Source organism: Nocardiopsis sp. EMB25 (assembly GCF_026797795.1).
Taxonomy (GTDB): Bacteria; Actinomycetota; Actinomycetes; order Streptosporangiales; family Streptosporangiaceae; genus Nocardiopsis; species Nocardiopsis lucentensis.
In genome coordinates, this window is the sequence record NZ_JAMTDN010000001.1 from 5,115,165 (window position 1) to 5,137,610 (window position 22,446).

Below are 22,446 nucleotides of genomic sequence, written 5' to 3' on the forward strand. Positions count from 1 at the left end.
CCGGGGCGATGTAGGTGCCTCGAACGGGCGAGGCGTGTTCCGGTGGTGCCTGCCGCGTTGCTTCGGTTGGTTCAGAGTCACCAGCGCCCGAATCAGGGCGATAAGGTCTCTCACGTCAGCCTGCTTCCTCAGGTTGGCCGTGCCCCCGGACGCCTTCCACCGCGTCGCGGGGGTCTGTGTGTCTGAGTTACTCGGATTGGCAGGTGGGACCGTCGGTGGCAGGGGGCACCGCTGCGACGGAGCGCCTACCCGTCCCCTTGCAGAAGGGGCAGGTCGCGACACTCGTCACCTGCTTCTCACCAGGAGCGGAACGCACAACGACCAGTCGTCGGAGGCGGACGGACTTCCAGCCCCGTCCGCGACATGACCTGCACCTGGTTCCGTCCCTGGCATCCATGAGGCCAACAATCCCGTTCCGAGATTCCGAAACCCATTCCTCCTCGGGATAACAAGGAGGGATACTGGCCGTTGCCCCCCTTCACTCGCACCGTCGAGGAGTCACGATGTCGGGACACGCGACGAGCCGCATCGACATTCCGTCGTGGGCGTGGGAACGCGAAGACACGGCCGGCTTCCTGCGACGACGCGATGTCCAGGCGCTCTTCCGGTTCGTGCGTCAGTACGGCGGCGCGAGCCAGATGGCGATCTCGGCGGTGACCGGTCTGTCCCAAGGGCGGGTCAGCGAGGTCCTGAACGGCCGCAAGACCGTCACGGCCTTCGAGGTGTTCGAGCGCATCGCCGACGGCGTCAACATGCCGGACCGGTGCAGGATGCTGTTCGGCCTTGCCCCCAAGAACCTGAGCGCCTTCACTGGACAGGACAGCACAGGGGGCACGGCACCCCCGAGGCTGCCCGCGCAGAGGGACCCAGGCACGGGGGAGGGCTCAGAGGTGCGTCGTCGCGAGTTCGTCGGGTTGGCCGGAACCGCCCTGTTCCATGCCTCTACTGGATCCATGCTGGACATGGACGAGATCGCCGCAGCCCTCACCAGGTACGCGGGAGGCAGCCGAGACACCGCGCGTACGGCGACCAGCCTGCGAGAACTCTCCCGACAGACACACGCCGCCAAGGCCGGATACCAGGCGTGCCACTACACGGCCGTGGCCAAGCGGTTGCCGGAGTTGCTGCGGAACTTGGACGACGCCGTCACCGGAGTCGACGGTGACGATCTCGCCCAGGTCCACGCGCTCCGCGCGGAGGCGTACCACGTGGCGGCGAGCCTGTTGCTCAAGTGCGAGGAGCGGGGGCTGTCGTACCTGGCGGCCGATCGGAGCATGCGAGCCGCTGAGGAGAGCGAGAACCCGGCGGTTGTGGGAGCGAGCGCCCGAGCGTTCACGCGGGCACTGATGCGGGAGCGGCACTACAAGGCGGCGACGGAGTTGGCGACGAGCACCGCGGAGCGGGTGGACAGCGCCATGGACGAGCCGACGCCGGAATCCCTGTCGGTTTACGGGTCGCTTCTGCTCAGCGGGGCGGTGTCTGCGGCCAAGCGGGAGAACCGGGGCCAGGCGCTCAGTCTGCTCGATGAAGCAGGCGAGGCGGGAGCGCGACTCGGCGGCGATTACAACTACCAGTGGACGGCGTTCGGACCGACCAATGTCCTTCTCCACAGGGTGAGCGCGGCGGTTGAACTGGGCGACGCGGGCAGTGCCATCGACTACGCGCGACAGGTTCGGTTGGACAACATCGAGGTCATGGAACGCAAGGTGACACTGTTCATCGACGCGGCTCGCGCATACCAGCAATGGGGCAAGATGGAGCACGCCTACCACGCATTGCGGAACGCGGAGGATATGGCGAGCGAAGAACTGACCGCGCGACCGGTCGTCCACCAGCTGATCAACGACATCCGCACCAGGGCAAACGGGCACCTGTACGGCAACGTCAGCGAACTCGCGGAAAGGGTTGGTGCCTGACTCGATGAGGGAACAGAAGACTCTCTACGTGGTGGTGTGCGCGGCGGGACCGGCCTCGGACGTCGGGATCCTCGTCGGTTTGGCCCAAGAACGGGGTTGGACCGTTCAGGTCATGGCGACACCAGCGGCGGTCAGTTTCATCGACGTCGAGGCGTTGGAGAAGCAGACCGGACGACCGGTGAGGAGTCAGCACCGTGCACTGGGACAACCCCGCTCTCCTAAAGCCGATGCCATCATCATCGCCCCGGCCACGTTCAACACCATCAACAAGCTGGCCAACGGCATCGCCGACAACTACGTCCTGGATGTAGTGAACGAGGCGATCGGCCTTGGAGTGCCAACCGTCATTCTTCCGTTCGTGAATTCTGCCTATGCCAGCCGCGCTCCCTTCAAGGCGAGTGTCGAGAAGCTTCGAGGCGAGCAGGTACCTGTACTGATCGGCTCGGGTGCGTTCATACCACACAAAATCAGAAGTGGACCGAGCACGCTGGATACATTCCCGTGGGTGGCCTCGTTGGACCAAGCTGAGGAGAAGATCGAGAGCTTCACGACTGAGCAGCATGGTAGTCACCGATGAGTGGTAGCACAACACCACTGCACTCGGTGTCTGAGGCCACACAAGGCAACTAGGCTAAGAAACGAGGATCCATCAGACCGCAGGGCAGCGACAGTACCGGTTAGATAATTTTGCTAAATATTTACCATCTGTGAGCTTGGGGGCACATGCGATAGAATCAGAGAAGATAGCCGAAAGTCAAAGGAATCGCGTAAGGAAAAATACTTGAGTCGATACAGAATTTCAGATTCTGGATTTGTGGCCCGAGGCGGAAACGGGCCACAGCGAGATAAGCCGCAGGACTGGGTCGTATGGCACTTCACACACATAGAAAATCTGAAATCGATTGCACATGAAGGGTTGATTAAATGTTCCTCCGAGATAGAACCAAATCGCAATGTAGCAAATCCAGATGTCAAGGCCAGAAGAGCCAGGAGAAAGGTTGATCCTGATGAAGACTACCCAACTTCATTTGTCAACGATCATGTCCCTTTCTATATAGCGGCTAAATCACCGATGTTGTATTCTGTCACAAATGGGCATAAAGGATACGATGGTGGCTGTGAGTCACTGATATTCTTCGGATCATTTCTCGGAGACATCATAGAATCTAGAAGGATCTGGTGTGCAAGTGATTCAAATGCAGCGACGAGCTACGTGAAATTCAGCCGAGATGAAAAAAACCTAGGGTCATTCGTTGACTTCGATCTCCTGCTTCAGAGGTATTGGGGGAAGACGTCTGAAGATCCCGATCGACCGGGCCGAAGGGCAGCTGAAATTCTAGTCCTGAAAGAATTTCCCGTCGATCTAATCAGTTTAGTAGTCGCAAAAAACGCTTCGATGCTAGAAAAAGCGAAGCTAAATTTCGAAAAAGCAGGTACTGAGTTTGATTTTCGATGCGAACCTAGGATCTACTTCTGAGGAGGCTATATCATGATCATTTTCTCAAAAGGTGATCTCCTTGAGGCAGATGTTGAAGCGCTCGTCAATACTGTGAACTGCGTCGGGGTAATGGGGAAGGGTATTGCCCTCCAGTTCAAGCGACGGTACCCGGATATGTTTAAGAAATACGCTGCCGCTTGCAAATGTGATCAAGTGAAAATTGGGAAAATGATGGTGGTTCCTACCGGGCAGATTTCAGGGCCACAATTCATAATTAACTTCCCAACCAAGGTGCACTGGCGATCCCCATCGAAGCTTGCATATATTGATGCCGGACTAGTGGACCTCAAGAGCGTCATAGAAGAATATCAAATTAGCTCGATTGCAATACCCCCACTTGGTGTTGGAAATGGTGGCCTGAGCTGGCCTGAAGTTGAAAAGAGAATAGTTCGCGCATTCTCTGATATGCCAAACACCACTGTTCATGTATACTCTCCTTCGGCTCAAGTTCGGTCAATTGACGCACCGACGAACATCCGCATGACTTGGGGGCGTGCCCTCCTACTAGATCTAATTCGTAATTACGTTGTCCAGCGCCAGGGAATCGAGCCGTGGGAAAACACTCAAGGAGCTTCCCACCTCGAAATACAGAAGTTGATGTACTTCGCAAATTATGTAGAACCAAAGCTGAATCTAAATTTCAGCCCGAATCGATACGGCCCGTACAGTGATAAAGTCCGCCATCTGATTCAAAACATGGAGGGGGCTTACCTCAAGGGTTTCGGTGATGGCTCTACCAAGGTCCTCGAAAACCAACCGATCGGGCTTACAGTGCTAGCAGAGAAAGAACTCAGTAGATACAAAAATGATCGAAACTATAGTCATCAAGAGCGAGTTGTTCAGGCAGTACTGAGATTCATTGAAGGGTTTGAAGGACCTTACGGTCTCGAACTTCTGGCGAGCACACACTGGGTAACAGCACAAGAAAATGTAAGTGAAACTCATGAAACTGCTGCGGCTGTACGGTCTTGGACCAAAAGAAAAGGACGCCTCTATGCTGACGATCGAATTGAGAGCGCCCTGCGGCACATTAAGTCGCCAGTTGGAAGTGAGTTGATTGAAATCTACTAGCTGGGCATTGTTGAGGAATTTGTTTTCAATCTTTGCATCGCCCCCATCCTCTATGGAATATAAAATTGCCGAGTTGGGCTGTATGGGATCAAGGCGACGGCGCGAGCGCCGTCGCGGCGGCTCGCCGCCCGGCTCGGGCTGCGGGCTGCCGCCCGGTCCCGAGCCACGCGGCGGCCGATTCGGGGGCGAAGCACTGGGGCTGAGCTGACAGCAGCAGTTATGGTCTCGGAGCACAACCGTGGTTGCTGGTGTGTTCGGATCCCGAGGCACCCGACAGCGGAAGCGTCTGTCTTGGGTGCCTGGCCCCGCCGCTGTCGGGCACCTCGGACCGAAACCGTGGTGACCCGAGCGCTAACCTCAGGGGCTTCCGGCCGCGGCGGAGGAGAGAACCGACACGTCCGTCCGTACGTGTCCTCAGCCGCTTCTAGGCTTGCGTCATGAGTCTGGCGGACATCACACGGGACGCGGTTCTCAAGGCGATCGCCGAGTACGACGAACTCGGCCAGGACGTCTTCCTCGACACCTACGGGTTCGAGCCCGCACGCTCCTACAAACTGCTCCACGAGGACAGGGAGTACGACTCCAAGGCCATCTGCGGGGTCGCCCACAAGCACGTCAGCGGTCACGTTCTCCGTGCCTCGGACTTCTCCGGTGGCGAGGCCACCGTCGGTAAGAAGCTGCGCTCACTCGGCTTCAATGTTCGTTCCGGCCGTAGTCCCAACTGGGCCTGGGACGAACTGGTGCTGGCGTGTGACCTCCTGGCCAAGCACGGGTGGAAGACGTTGGACACCTCCAGGAGTGAGGTGGTCGCGCTGTCCGAACTCCTTCAGCTGCTTCCCCTGCACCCGCCCGAGGAGCGTCCGCCGGACTTCCGGAGCCCGGCCAGCGTCCGTCTGAAGATGGCCAACATCCTCAACTGGCACCCGTCACGCACGACGAAGAGAACCAACGGTGGCGCCCTGGACCGCAGGGTCGTCGAGGAGTTCCTCGAAGATCCCCAGCGTATGCACGCCGCGGCCGAGAGCATCCGCACGGGGACTCTCTCCGGAGAACTCGCCGACCTCCCCGTGTTCGAGGAGGAAGAAGCGGACGAGGAGATCAGCGCGCCGGAGGGCCGCCTGCTCGTCCGTAAGCACTACGCCCGCGAACGCAACCGCAAGCTCCGCACACAGAAGATCGCCCGGACCCGAGCCCAGGGTCTACCCGTCGCCTGCGAGGCGTGCGGTTTCGACTTCGCCAGGACCTACGGTGCCCGCGGAGCCGACTACATCGAGGTCCACCACGTCGTCCCGCTGCACCACATCGGGGAGAGCCGGACCCGCCTCCAGGACCTCGCACTGTTGTGCGCCAACTGCCACCGGATGATCCACGTGTCCAAGCCCTGGCTGACCGTCGACCAGCTCCGTACCCTCATCAGAGAGCAACACCAGCCCCGGGTCTGAACGCGCCGCGGATACCCGTGTCCGATGCACATTCAGTGCACATGGCGTCCGGAGGGCACAGGGAACCGTGGGAACCGTCAGGAGTTCCGTCCCAGGTCAGAGGCAGTTTCCGAGTCCGCGCCGCTGGCCGCTCCCACGCCCCGGTAGGCCAACCCTTCGAGGGTTCAAATCCCTCCTCCACCGCCACCAGCCGTCCCCGGCAGCGCCGGGGGCGGCTTTTTTCGTGTGTCCCGCACCGGTCGGGAGCGTCGACTTTCGGAGGTGGAGGGCCGACGACCGTCGGTGTCGGAACCTCCGCCCCGGGGCGGAGGCGGGTGGACGGGCCCCGGGGAAGTATGGCAGGCGCCCCCTCGAACACCCCTGCGGAAGGTGCCTCCATGGACCGGATACTGGCCCGGCTCGACGCGATCCACGCACGCACACGCCGGATCCGCTGGCTCCACCACCACACCTGGATCGTCCGGATCCTGCTGGCGATCGGCTTCCTGCCCTCCGGTTTCCGGAAGGTGATCAATGAACCTTTCACCCGGGAGGAGTCGCTCGGCGACGTCTACATCATGTTCACCGCGTTGCACCAGGACTTCGGTGCTCTGTACATCGTCATCGGGATCTGCCAGATGACGGCGGCCCTGCTGCTGCTCGTCCCGCGCACGGCGGCGCTCGGCGCAGTGATGTACCTGCCCCTCATCCTCGGGATCGTGGTGCTCACCGTCTCGATCAACTTCGGACCGGGGACGATCACCATCACCTGCCTCATGCTTCTCGCCGCCGTCTACCTGCTGTGCTGGGACTGGCACCGGATCCGGCCGATCATCGGACCGGTGCGCCTGCCCGAGCCCGAGGCGGTGCGCCGGTGAGCGCAGAACGGCCGCTGCTGGTCTACGACGGTGACTGCGGTTTCTGCACGCGTTCGGTGGAGGCGACCCTGGGTCTTCCCGCGCGGTTCACCGCCCGCCCGTGGCAGGTGACGGATCTGGTGGCCCTCGGCACCACACCCGAGCGCGCGGCGCGTGAGGTGCTGTGGGTGGCGGAGTCCGGGGAGATCCACGGTGGCGCGGACGCCTTCGCCGAGCTGTTGCGCCGCTGCTGGGGTCCGTGGCGGGGGGTGGGCGTCGTGATGGCGCTGCCGGGCGCACGGTCGCTGGCCCGGGCAGTGTACCGCTGGATCGCCGCGCACCGGTACCGGCTGCCGGGATCGACCTCGGCCTGCCGCCTCCCGGACACCCGCCGCTGAGATCAGTCCCGGCGTTCCGTGCCGTCCGGGGAGCCACCGAGCCCCTCCAGTTCGCCGATCGCCTCGCCCAGCCAGGCGACCCAGAAGGTCTCCATGTCGATTCCGGCCCTGAGCACGAGGCGCTGCACGCGGTCCCGGTCCGTGCCCCGTTCCCTGGCCGCGTCGCGCTTCTCGATCTCCTGGTACTCCTCCAGCTGGGCGGAGTGCAGGGCACGGTGGCGGCGCAGCTCCTCCACGAGATCGCCGATCCCCACGACCCCCGCCGCGCGCAGCCGTAGCGGCAGGGGGTCGCGGAGGGGGCGGGGGTCCTCGGACTCGCCCACCCAGCGCTCCAGCTCGGCGCGGCCGGTCGGCAGCACCTCGTAGGCCTTCCTCTTCCCCCGTGCGGGGGTGTCGGACGGTAGTTCCCTGATCAACCCCGCCTTCTCCAGCTTTCCCAGCTCGCGGTAGATCTGCTGGTGGGTCGCGGACCAGAAGTAGCCGATCGACCGGTCGAACCGGCGGGTCAGCTCCAGTCCCGAGGACGGTTTCTCCAGCAGGGCGGTGAGGATCGCGTGGGGCAGGGACATGAGCGCATTCTAGGTTCGGCTCACAGGGCGGCGGCCAGCTCCGTGCCCTGCTTGATGGCGCGCTTGGCGTCCAGTTCGGCGGCCACGTCGGCGCCCCCGATCAGGTGCGCCCGGCGCCCGGCGGCGGTCAGCTCGTCGGCGAGGTCGCGGCACGGGTCCTGGCCCGCGCACACCACCACGGTGTCCACGTCGAGCACGCGGCTCTCACCGTCGACGGTCAGGTGGAGTCCGTCGTCGTCGACGCGATCGTAGGTGGCGCCCGCGATCATCTCCACGCCTCGGTGGCGCAGTTCCAGGCGGTGGATCCAGCCGGTGGTCTTGCCCAGCCCGGCGCCGACCTTGCTGGTCTTGCGCTGGACCAGGTGGACGGTGCGCGGCGGGGCGGGCCGCTTCGGTTCGGTGAGCCCGCCCGGGGTGGTGTGGTCGGTGTCCACGCCCCACTGCCGGAAGAACTCGTCGGAGTCCAGGCTGGCCTGCTCGCCGCCGTCAGTGAGGAACTCCGCGACGTCGAAGCCGATGCCGCCCGCGCCGATGATCGCGACACGCTCGCCGACGGCGGCCCCGCCCCGCAGGACGTCGACGTAGCTGACCACCTTCGGGTGGTCGACGCCGGGGATGCCGGGGGTGCGGGGCGTGACGCCGGTGGCGAGGACGACCTCGTCGTAACCGTCGAGGTCGGCCGCGGTGACGCGGGTCTTGAGGCGCACGTCCACGCGGTGCTTGTCGAGCTGGACGCGGTAGTAGCGGAGGGTCTCGTCGAACTCCTCCTTGCCGGGCACCCGGCGGGCCATGTTGAGCTGGCCGCCGACCTCGTCGGCCGAGTCGAAGAGGGTGACGGTGTGCCCTCGCTCGGCCGCGGAGACGGAGAAGGCCAGACCGGCGGGGCCGGCGCCGACCACGGCCACGTTCTTGCGGGTGCGGGTGGGGGAGAGGACGAGCTCGGTCTCGTGGCAGGCGCGGGGGTTCACGAGGCAGGACGTGATCTTGAGGCTGAAGGTGTGGTCCAGGCAGGCCTGGTTGCAGCCGATGCAGGTGTTGATCTCCTCGGGGGCGCCCGCCTCGGCCTTGTTGACGAAGTCGGGGTCGGCGAGGAGGGGGCGGGCGAGGGAGACCATGTCCGCGTGGCCCTCGGTGAGGATCTCCTCGGCGACGGCGGGGGTGTTGATCCGGTTGACGGCGACGAGGGGGACGGACACCTCGCCCATGAGCTTGCGGGTCACCCAGCTGTAGGCGCCGCGCGGTACGGAGGTGGCGATGGTGGGGATGCGCGCCTCGTGCCAGCCGATACCGGTGTTGATGATGGTCGCCCCGGCCTCCTCGATCGCCTTGGCGAGCTGGACGACCTCGTCGAACGTGGACCCGCCGGGGACGAGGTCGAGCATGGACAGGCGGTAGACCACGATGAAGTCGGGGCCGACGCGCTCGCGGACGCGGCGCACGGTCTCCACGGGGAAGCGCATGCGGTTCTCGTAGGAACCGCCCCAGCGGTCCTCGCGCTTGTTGGTGGCGGAGGCGATGAACTGGTTGATGAGGTAGCCCTCGGAGCCCATGACCTCGACGCCGTCGTATCCGGCGCTCCGGGCGAGCTCGGCGGCCCGGGCGAAGTCGTCGATGGTGCGTTCGACGTCCTCGTCGGTCAGCGCGCGCGGGGTGAAGGGGCTGATGGGCGCCTGGATCGCGCTGGGCGCGACGGAGTCCTCGCTGAACGCGTAGCGGCCGGTGTGCAGGATCTGCATGGCGATCCGGCCGCCCTCACGGTGGACGGCGTCGGTGATCACCCGGTGCTCGTCGGCCTCGGCCTCGGTGGTGAGCTTGGCGGCGCCCTTGAAGGTGACTCCCTCCTCGTTGGGCGCGATGCCGCCGGTGACGATCAGACCGACACCGCCGCGGGCACGCTCGGCGTAGAAGGCGGCCATCCGTTCGAAGCCGCCCTGGACCTCCTCCAGGCCCACGTGCATGGATCCCATGATCACGCGGTTGGGCAGGGTGGTGAAGCCCAGGTCCAGTGGTTCCAGCAGGTGCGGGTACTCGCTCATGTGGTCTCCTCGCGCGGTGCTTCGCGGGCCGGTGTCCGGTCGGCCCGAATTCATTATGCAACAAGTTGCAAAATGAATGAAGGCGAGCCCCGGGAACGAGCTCGGGGAGAGCGCGGGTCAGGCGGGACGGTGTTCGCCGCCGTCCCGCTGGGGCCCGTCCATCACGCCCTCGTACAGGGAGAACAGGCGCGGACCGGAGGGGGAGGCGCCATCGGCGGCGTCGGCCTCGGCGAGCGCGGACCAGCACGCCGCGGCGAGGCGACGTGATTCGGCCCCCTCCCAGGGCTGGGGGAGCAGCTCCGGGGGCAGGAGGGGATCGGGCTCCATGGCCTCGGTGAAGGCCGCGGCGAGGCGCACGGCCATGGTCAGCCGCTCGGGGCCGGTGAGCGCCTCCGGCGCGTCGATCCGGTCGAGGCAGGCACGGGCGAGGGCGGCCAGACGGGAGTGCCGCTCCGCGATCTCGTCGAGCGGCCACAGGGCCGCGGCCAGGGCGGTCGGGTCGGTGAGGTCTCCGACGCGCAGGTCATCGCTGGTGAGGTGGGTGAGCGCGGAGGAGACTCCGAGCTCGTGGGCGCGGATCTCGACGAGCGGGGTGATCGGGTTCGCGCAGACGTAGAGGCCGCCCTGGAGCGGGGTGGCGCCGAGGTGGAGGAGCGTGTCGCGCAGGGCGTCCCGGGCGGTCCTCCGGGACTCGGGCACGGCGAAGGCGAAGAGGTACCAGGTCCCGTTCCAGGGGGCGAGCCCGTGGTCCTGGCGGTAGGCGTGGCGGACGAGGTCGACGTCGGGGTCGATGGCGCCCGTCGCGTCGGGGGTGGCGCGGAGCAGGGCCTTGCGTCCACGGCCCTCGTGGGTGAACCGGCCTTCGGCGACGAGGCGTTTGACGCAGAGCCGTACCTGTTGGTCGGTCATGCCGAGCAGCCCCGCGACCGCGTAGAGCTCGCCCGCGTCGACGGTGCCGTCCCCGCGCACGAGGGCGTGGACGAGCAGGCGGGTCGGGATCGGGGGCCAGGAGGCGTCTCCCGGTGTGGTGGTCGTGGTGTTCATGGTGTGGTCCTGTCGTCGGTGTCCTCGGCCGGTGTGACGGGCCGGTGCATGGTGGTGACGGCCCCGAAACCCATGATGCGGCGCAGGTACGGGGTTCGTTCGGTGCGGACGGCTCGGAAGCCGTGCCGCTCGTACAGGGCTCGGGCGCGCGGGTTGACGTCGATGACGTCGAGCCGGACGCGGTGGCGGGCGTGTTCGGCGGCCACACCCGCCACCGCGCGTAGGAGCAGGCCCCCGACGCCCCTTCCGCGGTGCCGGGGGTCGACGGCGATGCCGTCCATCACCAGTTCGCCGGGCTCGGGGCGCCGTTCCATCAGCGCGAGGAGGGCCAGGCGCGGCAGGCCGCGCAACGGTCCGTAGGCGGACAGCACGTCGCCCGCGCCGCCGCCGATCAGTCCTCGGCCGCCGAGTTGGTATCCGACCACCCCCACCACCTCGCCGTCGATGACGGCCACGATTCCCCGGTCGTGGTTCAGGTGGTCCGCGAGGAAGGACCGGGCCTTGTCGGGCGGGTTCAGAGCGGCCCCGAGCTTGCGCCCGAACGCCTCCCAGTACAGCGCGGCCACCCTGTCCTCACCCCCGTCGGGAACCCCGTGGCGCACCCGTGTGCCGCCGGGGGAGGCCGGTTCGCCCTTCCGTTCCGCCGTGTCCATCGCCGTCCCTTCGCTTCGGTGCGATGTGCTGACCGAGCTTGCACTATCAATCCAAATACTATCATGATGGAAACGTTCGTTTTTAGTTTGATACTTCTTGGAGGTGTGGCATGCGGCAACGGAACGCGTCGCCCCGGCGGCGTTTACTGGTGTGGGCGACGGCCCTCGTGCTGCTGCTGGGAGTGGGCGCGGGCACTGCCGTGACGTGGCAGAACACCTACGCTCTGCGGGAGGAGCGCGTCACGGTGCGGCATGAGGGCCGGGATCTCGACGGTGTGCTCGCCCTGCCGGAATCGGGTGAGGGACCGTTCGGGCTCGTCGTCTTCGTCCATGGGGACGGGCCCGTCGACGCTACGCACGACACCTTCTACCGACCGCTCTGGGAGGCGTTCGCGCGTGCTGGGTACGCGTCGCTCTCGCTGAGCAAGCCCGGGGTCGGCGACTCCGAGGGCGACTGGCTGGACCAGAGCATGGACGACCGTGCGGAGGAGACCCTCGCCGCCGTGTCCTGGGGGCGTGCGCGCCCGGACATCGACGGCCACCGGGTCGGCCTGTGGGGGGCCAGCCAGGCCGGATGGGTGCTGCCCAAGGTCGCGGCGCGGGACGGCGCCCTCCGGTTCGTCATCGCCGTCTCCCCGGCCGTGGACTGGTTGCGGCAGGGGCGCTACAACCTGATGGCGGAACTGCGGGAGAGCGAAGCGACGCCGGGGGAGACCCGGGAGGCGCTGCGCCGTCGGGAGACGACCCTGCGCCTGCTCCGGGAGGGAGCCGACTTCGAGCGGTACCGGGACGCGGTCGGCGGCCCCCAGGCCATGACCGCCGAGCGGTGGCGGTTCGTGGGCAGGAACTTCCGTTCCAACGCGAGCGCCGACCTGCGCTCCATGGGCGGAACGCCCACCCTGCTGGTCCTCGCCGGGCACGACCTGAACGTCGACGTCACGGACACGGAGACCACCTACCGGAGGCTGCTGCCGCCGGACAGCCTGACCGTCCGGTACTACCCGGACGCCACCCACTCGCTGGTCAGGAACGACCTCGAGGGGGAGCCGGTCCCCCTCACGCTGACCGCGCTCCTGGCCCCGCGCCAGCTGTTCGCTCCCGGCTTCCTCGACGACCAGCAACGGTTCCTCGAGCGGGTGTCCGATGGGGAGGGAGCCGCGTGACCGCCACGGACAGCGTTCGCCCGGGCCGCGCGTCCGGCCGGCTCCTCCAGGTCGACGCCCTGCGCGGATTCGCGCTGCTGGGCATCCTCATCGTCAACATCGGCTACCTGGCCTCCGCCCACCACGGCAGCGGTGTCGAGGATCCCGCCTTCCGCGACCCGCTGGACCACGCGGTCCGCGCGTTCGTGGCGGTGTTCTTCGAGGCCAAGTTCTTCCTGCTGTTCTCCTTCCTGTTCGGCTACAGCTTCACGCTGCAACTGGCCTCCGCCGAGCGGCGCGGGGCCGGCTTCGTGCCCCGGTTCCTGCGGCGGCTGAGCGGCCTGTTCGTCCTCGGGGCCGCGCACGCGGTGCTGCTCTTCCCCGGCGACATCCTCACCACCTACGCGGTGCTCGGCCTCGTCCTCCTCGCCGTCCGCCGCCTCCGGCCCCGCAGGGCCGTGTCCGCCGCCGTCGTGATCCTGGTCGTCGTCGGAGCCGCGTACGCCCTGCTCGCGCTCGCCCTCCACACGGCGGGCGGAGCCGGGGTGGAGCCGGGCGCGGCCACGGCGGCGGAGGCGGCCACCGAGGCACTGCGCGGCGACCCCGCGTCGGTCGTCTCCGCCCACCTGCGACAGCTCCCCGGCGTGCTGTTCCTGCTCGCCTTCTTCCAGGCGCCCTCCGCGCTGGCCGCGTTCCTCCTCGGCCTCGCCGCGGGGCGGCTCGGCGCCCTGGCCGAACCCCTCGCGTACGGGCGGGCGCTCGCCCGCCTCCAGTGGGTCGGCTTCACGGTGGGCCTGCTCGGCGGGCTCGTGTACGCCCACGCGTCCTTCGCCCACCCGGGCGGCGCCTACCAGGTCCTCGCGCTGGGGATCGACGTGGTCACCGCTCCGCTGCTGGCCGCCGCCTACGCCGCGACCCTGCTGCGGTTGTCGTCGGGGCGGTTCGGCCCGCGGCTGACCGCCGCGCTGGCGCCGCCCGGGCGCATGGCGCTCACCCACTACCTGGGCCAGTCCCTCGTCTGCGCCCTGCTGTTCACCGGCTACGGAGCCGCGCTGGTCGGCCGCGTATCTCCGCTGGGGGCCGTCGCGATCGCCCTCGCCCTGTTCACCGCCCAGGCCGTGATCAGCCGCTGGTGGCTGCGCCGGCACCCCTACGGGCCCGTCGAATGGCTCCTACGGGTGTGGACCACCCTGGCGTGGCAGCCGTTCCGCCGCCGCGCCGCCGCCCCGGAGTGACCCGCCCGAGGCGGTGGACCGGGCACCGCTCCCGAGGGCCGGAGGCGTCACCGCCTGCGGCCCTCGTGCAGGAGGAGCCAGACGAGGTAGCCGCCGCCGAGGGCGACGGTGACGACCCCGACCGGCACGGTGAGCGGGATGACGTGTTGGGCGATCAGGTCGGAGCCCAGGAGGAGTGCTCCACCGACCGCGGCCGTCACGCCGAGCGGGACGCCGGGCGACCGGGCGAGCCTCCGGGAGATCTGCGGGGCGGCCAGGGCCACGAAGGCGATCGGTCCGGCCACCGCGGTGGCGACGCTCACGAGGCCGACGGCGACGGTGATCGACGCCAGGCGCGCGCGGTCGACCCGGACCCCGGTCGCCCGCGCCACGTCGTCACCCAGGTCCATCTGGCGCAGGGACGGGACGAGGAGCGGAACGAGCATCAGCAGGGCGACCACGCAGATCCCCGCGGGGACCGCCGTCGTGGCGGTGACCCCGTTGAGCGTTCCGGCGCCCCACGCGGACGCGAAGAGGGCCGTCTCCAGCTCCACGCGCAGCAGCATCCAGGTGTTGACCGAGGCGAGCATGGCGGAGATGCCGATGCCCACCACGATAAACCTGAACCCCTGGAGCCCGTCGCGGTAGGCGAGCAGGTAGATCGCGACCGCCGCGGCCAGGCCGCCGACCAGCGAACCCGCCGTCAACAGGGGCCAGCTCCCGCCGAGGAGTAGGAGCGCGACGAGCATGCCGGTGAACGACCCGTTGGCCAGCCCGATGATGTCGGGGCTGGCCAGGGGGTTGCGCGTCAGCGTCTGGAACACCCCTCCGGCCACGGCGAGCGCCGCGCCGAACAGGACGGCGACGGCGGCGCGCGGTAGCCGCCACTCGAGGACCACGGTGCGTGCGAACCCCTCTGTCTCGCCCGTGAACACCCCAAGCGCCTCGGGCACCGTCAGCGGATAATCCCCGAGGGTGAGGGCGAGGACGCCGAACACGAGGGTCACGATCGCAGCGACGAGCGTCACCGTGGCGGATCGGCGCCGGACGGCGGTATCGGGCCGGTGGGTCGCCTCGGCGCGGCGTCCTTCGGCGTCGGGTGGTTCCGGGGAGCGGACTCCGTGGGGTCGGGTCAGAGCGTTCACAGACCGCTCACTTTCGGGCGGCGCACGAGCGCGATCAGGACCGGGGCGCCGACGAAGGCGGTGACCACCCCGACCGGCATCTCACTCGGAAGGACGAGGATCCGTCCGAGCACGTCGGAGAGCACAACGAGCGCCGGGGCGACGGTCAGCGAGCCCAGGAGGATGCGGCGCTGGTTCGCCCCGACCATCCAGCGGACGACGTGGGGCACCATCAGCCCCACGAACACGATCGGCCCGGCGATGGCGGTGGCGCCCCCGGCCAGCAGTGTCACGGAGGCGAGCACGGCGATCCGGACGCGGCGCACGTCGACCCCGTGTGCGCGGGCCACGTCCGCGCCGAGGGCGATGGAGTCGAGGCTGGGGGCCACGGTGGCGGCCAGCACCAGACCGACGAGGAGGAGGGGGAGGACGGGGAGCAGGACGTCGAAGCCGCGTTCGAGCAGGCTGCCCGCGCTCCAGCCGCGCATCCGGTCGAAGGCGTCGGGGTGGGTGAGCGTCAATCCGGTGGTGAGGCCGGACAGGACCGCGCCGATCGCGACACCGGTCACCGTCAGCCGGGCGGGGCCCGCGTCGCGTCCCGTGGAACCGATCCCGTAGACGACCACGGTCAGGACGAGCGCGCCCGCGCAGGCGAGCCAGACGTACCCGGACGGGGTGGTGATCCCGAGGAACGTGATGCCGACGGCCACGAAGAACGCCGCGCCCGCGTTGACGCCGAGGATGCCGGGATCGGCGAGCGGGTTGCGTGTGAACGCCTGGATGAGGGCGCCCGCGACCCCCAGCGCGGCGCCGACGGCGAGGCCCGCCACCGTACGCGGGACACGCTGGTCCCACACCACGAAGCGGGACTCGTCGGTGCCCCCGCCGAGCAGGGTGTCCAGGACGGACGGCACGGGCAGGAGGTTCGCGCCGACCAGGACTGACAGGAGGAGGGCGGCGGCGAGGAGGGCCGCCGCGCCGACCAGTCGTACGGACCGGGAACGCGCGGGAGGTCGCCCCGCGTCGCTCCCGACCTCGCGTGTGGGTGTGGTCACCACGCCTACTCGGCGGCGGAGAGGATGCGGTCGATGTCGTCGAGCACCGTCATACCGCCGAGCGGGCCGACACCGGTGATCCAGAACGACCGGTCCACCACGTGCAGTTCGGGGAACGCGTCCCCGTTGTCGCGGATCGCGTCGGGGACGGCGTCGGGTGCGTCCACGTCGGTGGCGGTGACGAGCACCAGGTCGGCCTGCGCGTCGAGGACCCGCTCGGGGGAGATGTCGAGCGAGATGTCCTCCCAGTCGTGCTCGGGCGTGGTGAAACCGGCGCACTCCAGGGTGCTGCCCGCGAAGGACGTGGGGCCGTAGAGGGTGAGGACCTCGTCGCGGGGGCGGATGAGCTGGGCGGTGCTGTCCTCGGTCCCGTGGGTCTCGGCGACTTCGGCGCAGCGCTCCTCGTAGTCGTCGAGAAGCGTGGTGGCACCCTCTTCGTCACCGAGGGCACGGGCGACCAGCTGCACGTTCTCCGCCCACGGATCGGCCTGCGACGCCATGAACACGGTCGGCGCGATCGAGGCCAGCTGGTCGTAGAGCGCCGAGTGCCGCGTCTCGGTGCCGAGGATGAGGTCTGGCTCCAGGGCGGCGATCCGCTCCAGGTTGGGCTCGGGAACGGTGCCGACCGACTCGATGCCGGCGGCCTCCTCGCCCAGGTACCCAGGCACACCGGCGGCCTCGTTGAGCACCGTGGTGCCGACCGGGATCACGCCCAGAGCGACCGAGGTGTCCAGCTGCACTGGTTCGAGAACCACCACACGCCGCGGGTCCACCGGGACCTCGGACTCGCCCCGGGCGTGTTCGACCGCGCGGGTCTCGGATGCTTCCGCCTCCCCGGTCCCGTCCTGTCCACCGCCGCCGCAGCCGGTGAGCGCCAGGGTGGCGGCGACCGGAAGGGACACCCACGCGAGTGGTCGGAGGGAGGTGTGGCTGGTTCTGGGCAGGCTCATCAGGGGTCTTCCGTTCGTCAGGGGAAGGCGGGGCAGCGCAAGCGAGACTCACTTAGCTATGCCTAACCTAACAAACTCTGACATATCGGTGTCCGGTCACCCGTGTACGGGGTGCCGGTCCGCGACCTCCGGCGCGCCGGGCCCCGTCAACCGGTCGAGGCAGACGGTGCGTCCGGTGAGGGTCATGAGCAGGGCCTGCATGGGGCCGCGCACCTCGGTTCCCTCTCCCACCGTCCAGTCCGTGTCCTCCGCGGTGAGCCGCAGTCCCCGCAACCGCTCGCGCGCCGAGAACGGGAAACCGATGGCCCAGACCTGGTCGGCGGCGGCCCGGGCGGCCTCGACGGGCATCGTCCGGGGGATGCCGAGGGGGACCGCGATGTCCTGGCCGTGCACGAGGACGTCGAACAGCGTGTTGCGGTGGTCGGTCAGCGCGGGGAGGAGCCGTGACCCGGCCCGTTCGCGTATGAAGTCGGCCAGACCGGAGCCCAGTTCGTCGGCGAAGTCGACCGCGGAGGTGCGGTTGAGTTCGTGGAAGCTCTCCCCGTCGCTCACCGCGGACCCCGCCTCGTGGAGCGGGGTGGACGGTTCGGTCACGCAGGCGAGGTGGGCGGCCACGTCGCGAATCCGCCAGTCCGCGCACAGCGACGGACCGTCCAACCGCTCCTCGCTCAGCCCGTCGAGCAGGTCGGCGATGCCGCGCCGCTCGGCCTCGATGAACCGCCAGTAGTCCTCGTGTTCCATCGTGCTCCTCTCACCGCGGTGACGAAAGCGCGTCAGCCTCTCCAGGCAGTCAGAGTCGCCGGGGGGCGTCAAGAACGGCGGAGCGATCGAGCAGGGCGGGAGAAGGGCGCGGAGCGCTCCCAACGGGAGCGGTGAGCCGCTTCGCGGCGGCCACGAGCCGAGAGCGTAGGATCCCCCTCATGATCATCGCCGGCCTGGTGTTCGCCGTCCTGGGCGCCCTCATCCACGTGTACATCTTCGTCCTGGAGTCGTTCCTGTGGACCTCCCGGCGCGGGCGCGCGGTGTTCGGGACGACGGAGCAGGAGGCCCGGGCGACGCGCGAACTCGCGTTCAACCAGGGTTTCTACAACCTGTTCCTCGCGGTCGCGGTGTTCGTGGGGACCGCGCTGGTCCTCGCCGGCGTCACCGGGGCCGGGACCGCGCTGGTCTACGCGGGGGCGGGGTCGATGGTGCTGGCCGGAACCGTGCTCGCGGCCTCCTCGCGGGACAAGCTGCGGCCCGCCCTCATCCAACTCGTCCCGCCTCTGGCCGGCGTGGTGCTGCTGACGGTCGGGATCCTCGTGTGAGGACCGCCGAGGCGTGCTGACCGGCTTCGTGCGGTGACGGGTCACAGCCACGTCGCCAGGTGCTGCCGAGTGGCGGAACGAGAAGAGGCCCTGGCCCACGTCACCGTGGACCAGAGCCTCTTTCTGGCGGAGGATAGGGGATTTGAACCCCTGAGGGATTGCTCCCAACACGATTTCCAATCGTGCGCCCTAGGCCACTAGGCGAATCCTCCGCGAACAACTCTACATGCTGTCGGGGTGTGCTCCGAACGGGTTTCTCCGTGGTCGTCCGGTAGGGGAGAGGCCTTTCGGAGGGCCTGGAGTCGCGCCGGAGTGGAGCCCCGCGTCAGGCCTGGCTGGACCGCACACCGCTGATGGCGTTGTTGCGGAAGGCGTCGACGAACAGCGAGTGGTCGGCCCGCGCCTGGGCGGCGTAGGCGTGCGCGAAGTCCGTGCACCACGCCGCGAACTCCTCCTCGTGGCCGTCGAGCACCGCCATGACGGCCTCCTCGGTCTCACCGCTCACCAGGGTGGTGTCCGCGTGGGCGTCGGACACGCAGTGCGTCTTCGCGGTCGCACGGCCCAGATAGTCCAGCACGGGGGCGATCTCCGAGGGCTCGGTGAGTCCGCCCCAGTCGAGGTCGTTGGTGTAGGGCGAGATCTCACTCACCACGAAGCCCGCGCCGTCGAGCTCGGTGTGGCCCAGGAGCGGGTCGGCGTGCGCCTGGAGGGCTCGCTGGGACACGGCGGTCCGGTGTCCGTGGTGCTCGAAGGCCGCCATGATGCGCCGGTCGGTCACCACGCGCGACGGCGCGGCCACGTTGCCCTGCTTCATGGACAGGATGATGTCGTTGTCCCATGCCTCCGACTGCCCCTCGATGAGCAGCGAGTAGGCGGGCAGGCCCGCGGAGCCGATACCGAAGCCGCCGCTGCCCACGACGTCCTTGACCCGGTAGTTCAGGGACGTGAACCGCAGGTCCTCGGGGATGGTGGCCAGGTAGGCGTCGTACGCGGCGAGGGCCTTCTCCCGCTCCTCGTCGTCCAGGCGGCGCACGCGGGGCCCCTCGCGGAACCTGCGCTCGTATCCGTGGCGCTCGGTCCTGGACGTCAGCATCGCCGCGCGGCTGTTGAGCCGCGCCTCCTGGAGCACGTCGTGCACCGTGCCGTCGGTGTTGCCCAGCTTGAGGGAGAAGGCGGAGTCGCCGCCCTGGGTCGCGAACTCGCGGACCTGGTCGGTGTAGGCGCGGACGTAGCGCCCCACCAGGGCGCCGATGTCGTCGTCGGACAGGGCCTTCTGCCAGCCCAGCAGGCCGATGCTGGCCACGAGGCGCAGAACGTCCCAGGTGAAGTGGCCGAGGTAGGCCTCGTCGAAGTCGTTGACGTCGAAGACCAGCCGCCCGGTCGAGTCCATGTAGGTCCCGAAGTTCTCGGCGTGCAGGTCGCCCTGGATCCACACCCGCGAGGTGCGGTCGTCCGCCCACGGGTCGGCCATGGCGGCGACGTCGGCGTAGAAGAGGGCGGCGCTGCCCCGGTAGAAGGCGAACGGGTTGGCCGCCATCTTGCGGAACTTGACGCGGAAGGCGGCCGGGGCCGCGGCCATCAGCTCGGAGAAGGCGGTCTCCAGAGTGTCGACGATGAGGTCGCGGCGCTCCGGGGAGTGGTCGGTGGGGGCTGTGGGGTCGAACATGTCCATGAAGACGTCCGGAAAGTCCGGGGGGTTCCCTTCCGCGGCCGTTTCCGTGCCCTCGTGCCGACGGGTTGCCGGGGCACTCGGGGGTTCGGATACACTCGAGGCAGACCCCTCGTGCGGCGTCATCCTATGAACCTCCCCAGGGCCGGAAGGCAGCAAGGATAAGTAGGCTCTGGCGGGTGCGCGGGGGGTCCTTGTCTTTCCCGGGTCCGGACGAACCCCCCGGTTTCCACGATCCCGTCCGAGTTGTCGCCGCGTGCGGGTTGAATGGACCCGTGGCAGGGACCAGGGGAGTGATCACACCGTGAGCATCGCGCTGTACCGCAAGTACCGTCCGGCGACGTTCGGTGAGGTGCGCGGACAGGAGCACGTGACCGATCCGCTGCGCCAGGCGCTGCGCAGCGGCCGGATCAACCACGCCTACCTCTTCAGCGGCCCGCGCGGCTGCGGGAAGACGACCAGCGCCCGCATCCTGGCCCGTTCCCTGAACTGCGCCGAGGGCCCCACCCCCGATCCGTGCGGCACGTGCGACTCCTGCGTGGCCCTCGCCCCCGACGGTGGCGGCAGCATCGACGTCATCGAGATCGACGCCGCCTCCCACGGTGGTGTCGACGACGCCCGCGACCTGCGTGAACGCGCCTTCTTCGCCCCGGTCAGCTCGCGCTACAAGATCTACATCATCGACGAGGCGCACATGGTGACCCGCGAGGGCTTCAACGCGCTGCTCAAACTCGTCGAGGAGCCCCCGCCGCACCTGAAGTTCGTGTTCGCCACGACCGAGCCCGAGAAGGTCATCGGGACGATCCGGTCGCGCACCCACCACTACCCCTTCCGACTCATCCCGCCGAGCACCCTCAAGGACCTGTTCGAGGACCTGCTCAAGGAGGAGGGCATCGTCTACGACCCGGCCGCGCTGCCGTTGGTCGTGCGGGCCGGCGCCGGTTCCGCCCGGGACGGCCTCTCCGTGCTCGACCAGCTCATCGCAGGTTCGGGCGAGGAGGGCATCACCCGCGAGGGCGCCGTGTCCCTGCTCGGGTACACGGACTCCAGCCTGCTCGGCGACATGGTCGACGCGCTCGGAGCCCGCGACGGGTCGGCCGTCTTCTCGCTCATCGACCGCGTGGTCGAGGGCGGACACGACCCCCGCCGCTTCACGACGGACCTGCTGGAGCGCTTCCGCGACCTGGTCATCCTGGCGGCCGTCCCGGACGCCTTGGACAAGGGTCTGGTCAACGCCGACCCCGAGGCGGCCGAGCGGATGCGGGAACAGGCCGCCCGTCTGGGCCCGGCCGAGCTCACCCGGGCCGCCGAGATCCTCAACCAGGGGCTGACCGACATGCGCGGCGCCACCGCCCCGCGCCTGCTGCTGGAGCTCATGTGCTCGCGGGTCCTGCTGCCGGGGACCGACGGGGCTGACGGTTCGGCCCTGGCGGCGCGCCTGGAGCAGATGGAGCGCCGGATCGCCTCGGGGGCCGTGGCGCCCGCCGCGACGCAGGCCGCTCCGGTGATGCCGCAGGACGCTCCGGCGGCCCAGGTGGCTCCGGCGATGCCGCAGGCCGCTCCGGAACCGGCGCCCGCGCGCCCCGCGCCCCAGCCCGATCCGACCCCCCGTGACTCCCCGGCGCCGGTGAGCCCGGCCCGGCCGAGCGCGCCCGAACCCGCCCCCCGTGCGACCGGGGGGTCCGACGGGTGGTCCGAACCGCCGCGCCGGTCCGCGCCCGATCCCGCGCCGCGACCCGCCTCCGCTCCGCAAAGCTCCGGCGGAGCACTCGACCTGGGGCGCGTCCAAGGCGCCTGGGGGCAGATCCTGGAGGCGGTCAAGGGCCGCCGCAGGTTCACGTGGATGGTCCTGACCGGCAGTGACGTCCGCCCGGTCGGGACGGAGGGCAACACCGTCCTGCTGGCCTTCAACCGTCCGAACGAGGCCAAGGGGTTCGCCAACAGCGGCAGCGACCAGGTGGTCGCCGCCGCGATCCAGCAGGTCCTCGGCACCGAGGTGCGCGTGGCGGCGGCGGGGTCGGGGCCGGGGGCTTCGTCCGCCCGGCGTCCGGAGCCCGCTCCCCGTCCGGTCGAGCCGACCGGATGGGACCCGCCCGCGCCACAGTCCGCCCGCCCCGAGCCCGCCCCGGTGGAGGACTCCGTGTCCCCGGTGCCCGCTCCCGCGCACGAAGCGGCCGCTCCCGCCGGTCCGCCGCCGGACAAGATCGTCACCGGCCTCCAGGAGCCGCCGCCGGACCCGTTCGAGGACGCGTCGGCCGCGCCTCCGCCCGAGCCCATGGCCACCTCCCCGGAACCCGAGCGGCGTCCGGAGCCGGCGCCCGCCCGGTCACGGGCCGAACAACCCACCGCCGGCGGCTCGGAGCCGGGCGGTGGGCCGTCGGCGGCTCCGTCCGCGGGTGGCGCCGCACTCATCGAGTCCGAGCTCGGGGGTCGTGTCATCGACGAGATCGAGCACGAGGCTCCCGCCGAGTAGCGCTCCACCGCACGGAGACCGCCGCGCGGTGGAGCGGGGCGCCCTCGGC

20 protein-coding genes, 1 tRNA gene and 1 other RNA gene are annotated in these 22,446 nt (G+C 68.7%); 12 read left to right on the forward strand and 10 right to left on the reverse strand.

Going from position 1 to position 22,446, the window contains the following annotated elements; translation table 11 throughout:
• Positions 1–503 precede the first annotated feature (503 nt).
• The 7 genes from KIK06_RS22600 (at position 504) to KIK06_RS22630 (ending at position 7,161) form a co-directional block, all read left to right on the forward strand.
• Complete coding sequence (locus tag KIK06_RS22600) at positions 504–1,916, forward strand: XRE family transcriptional regulator (RefSeq protein ID WP_268644991.1); 1,413 nt, start codon at positions 504–506, stop codon at positions 1,914–1,916.
• The gene (locus KIK06_RS22605; protein ID WP_268644992.1) at positions 1,909–2,493 is read left to right on the forward strand and encodes a flavoprotein; all 585 of its coding nucleotides are present in this window, start codon (positions 1,909–1,911) and stop codon (positions 2,491–2,493) included. The genes KIK06_RS22600 and KIK06_RS22605 overlap by 8 nt, the downstream gene beginning before the upstream one ends.
• Before the next feature lie 204 nt (positions 2,494–2,697).
• Positions 2,698–3,393 (forward strand): type II toxin-antitoxin system toxin DNA ADP-ribosyl transferase DarT, encoded by a 696-nt coding sequence (gene darT, locus KIK06_RS22610; protein WP_268644993.1) that lies wholly within the window; start codon positions 2,698–2,700, stop codon positions 3,391–3,393.
• Between the two features lie 12 nt (positions 3,394–3,405).
• Positions 3,406–4,485, forward strand: a complete 1,080-nt coding sequence (darG, locus tag KIK06_RS22615) for a type II toxin-antitoxin system antitoxin DNA ADP-ribosyl glycohydrolase DarG (RefSeq protein ID WP_268644994.1) — start codon at positions 3,406–3,408, stop codon at positions 4,483–4,485.
• A 437-nt stretch (positions 4,486–4,922) separates the two neighbouring features.
• Entirely contained in the window at positions 4,923–5,927 is a 1,005-nt protein-coding gene (locus tag KIK06_RS22620; RefSeq protein WP_268644995.1) for an HNH endonuclease, read from the forward strand.
• Between the two features lie 377 nt (positions 5,928–6,304).
• Positions 6,305–6,784 carry a hypothetical protein gene (locus tag KIK06_RS22625; protein WP_268644996.1) on the forward strand — a complete coding sequence of 160 codons (480 nt, stop codon included), beginning with the start codon at positions 6,305–6,307 and terminating at the stop codon, positions 6,782–6,784.
• Complete coding sequence (locus KIK06_RS22630) at positions 6,781–7,161, forward strand: thiol-disulfide oxidoreductase DCC family protein (protein ID WP_268644997.1); 381 nt, start codon at positions 6,781–6,783, stop codon at positions 7,159–7,161. The genes KIK06_RS22625 and KIK06_RS22630 overlap by 4 nt, the downstream gene beginning before the upstream one ends.
• A 2-nt stretch (positions 7,162–7,163) precedes the next feature.
• On the opposite strand, the gene KIK06_RS22635 is transcribed toward KIK06_RS22630, so the two are convergent.
• From KIK06_RS22635 to KIK06_RS22650, 4 genes are all read right to left on the reverse strand, one after another.
• A complete protein-coding gene (locus tag KIK06_RS22635; RefSeq protein WP_268644998.1) occupies positions 7,164–7,730 on the reverse strand; it encodes a PadR family transcriptional regulator in 567 nt (188 codons plus the stop codon).
• Positions 7,731–7,750: 20 nt separating this feature from the next.
• Complete coding sequence (locus KIK06_RS22640; protein ID WP_268644999.1) at positions 7,751–9,766, reverse strand: NADPH-dependent 2,4-dienoyl-CoA reductase; 2,016 nt, start codon at positions 9,764–9,766, stop codon at positions 7,751–7,753.
• A 117-nt stretch (positions 9,767–9,883) separates the two neighbouring features.
• A complete protein-coding gene (locus KIK06_RS22645; RefSeq protein WP_268645000.1) occupies positions 9,884–10,810 on the reverse strand; it encodes a PaaX family transcriptional regulator C-terminal domain-containing protein in 927 nt (308 codons plus the stop codon).
• A complete protein-coding gene (locus KIK06_RS22650; protein WP_268645001.1) occupies positions 10,807–11,463 on the reverse strand; it encodes a GNAT family N-acetyltransferase in 657 nt (218 codons plus the stop codon). The genes KIK06_RS22645 and KIK06_RS22650 overlap by 4 nt, the downstream gene beginning before the upstream one ends.
• 110 nt (positions 11,464–11,573) lie before the next feature.
• Here KIK06_RS22650 and KIK06_RS22655 point away from each other — a divergent pair, with 110 nt between their 5' ends.
• On the forward strand, positions 11,574–12,626 hold the full coding sequence (locus KIK06_RS22655; protein ID WP_268645002.1) for an alpha/beta hydrolase family protein: 1,053 nt from the start codon (positions 11,574–11,576) through the stop codon (positions 12,624–12,626).
• Positions 12,623–13,840: a DUF418 domain-containing protein gene (locus KIK06_RS22660; RefSeq protein ID WP_268645003.1), complete on the forward strand. Its 1,218-nt coding sequence runs from the start codon at positions 12,623–12,625 to the stop codon at positions 13,838–13,840. Before KIK06_RS22655 ends, KIK06_RS22660 begins: the two co-directional genes overlap by 4 nt.
• 47 nt (positions 13,841–13,887) lie before the next feature.
• On the opposite strand, the gene KIK06_RS22665 is transcribed toward KIK06_RS22660, so the two are convergent.
• From KIK06_RS22665 to KIK06_RS22680, 4 genes are all read right to left on the reverse strand, one after another.
• On the reverse strand, positions 13,888–14,964 hold the full coding sequence (locus KIK06_RS22665; RefSeq protein WP_017599025.1) for a FecCD family ABC transporter permease: 1,077 nt from the start codon (positions 14,962–14,964) through the stop codon (positions 13,888–13,890).
• Positions 14,961–15,998, reverse strand: coding sequence for a FecCD family ABC transporter permease (locus KIK06_RS22670; protein ID WP_268645004.1), 1,038 nt, complete (start codon positions 15,996–15,998; stop codon positions 14,961–14,963). The genes KIK06_RS22665 and KIK06_RS22670 overlap by 4 nt, the downstream gene beginning before the upstream one ends.
• Positions 15,999–16,003: 5 nt before the next feature.
• Positions 16,004–16,948, reverse strand: a complete 945-nt coding sequence (locus KIK06_RS22675) for an ABC transporter substrate-binding protein (RefSeq protein WP_268645005.1) — start codon at positions 16,946–16,948, stop codon at positions 16,004–16,006.
• Between the two features lie 96 nt (positions 16,949–17,044).
• On the reverse strand, positions 17,045–17,689 hold the full coding sequence (locus KIK06_RS22680) for a maleylpyruvate isomerase family mycothiol-dependent enzyme (RefSeq protein WP_268645006.1): 645 nt from the start codon (positions 17,687–17,689) through the stop codon (positions 17,045–17,047).
• Positions 17,690–17,868: 179 nt separating this feature from the next.
• On the opposite strand from KIK06_RS22680, the gene KIK06_RS22685 reads away from it, so the two are divergent.
• A complete protein-coding gene (locus KIK06_RS22685; protein ID WP_268645007.1) occupies positions 17,869–18,255 on the forward strand; it encodes a DUF1304 domain-containing protein in 387 nt (128 codons plus the stop codon).
• Between the two features lie 124 nt (positions 18,256–18,379).
• On the opposite strand, the gene KIK06_RS22690 is transcribed toward KIK06_RS22685, so the two are convergent.
• Positions 18,380–18,467, reverse strand: a tRNA-Ser gene (locus KIK06_RS22690).
• Between the two features lie 113 nt (positions 18,468–18,580).
• Positions 18,581–19,927, reverse strand: coding sequence for a DUF2252 domain-containing protein (locus tag KIK06_RS22695; RefSeq protein ID WP_017599030.1), 1,347 nt, complete (start codon positions 19,925–19,927; stop codon positions 18,581–18,583).
• 100 nt (positions 19,928–20,027) lie between these two features.
• On the opposite strand from KIK06_RS22695, the gene ffs reads away from it, so the two are divergent.
• Together ffs and KIK06_RS22705 are read left to right on the forward strand one after the other, a co-directional pair.
• An RNA gene (gene ffs / locus KIK06_RS22700) (signal recognition particle sRNA small type) lies at positions 20,028–20,123 on the forward strand.
• A gap of 105 nt (positions 20,124–20,228) precedes the next feature.
• Positions 20,229–22,397: a DNA polymerase III subunit gamma and tau gene (locus KIK06_RS22705; RefSeq protein ID WP_268645008.1), complete on the forward strand. Its 2,169-nt coding sequence runs from the start codon at positions 20,229–20,231 to the stop codon at positions 22,395–22,397.
• Positions 22,398–22,446: the final 49 nt, after the last annotated feature.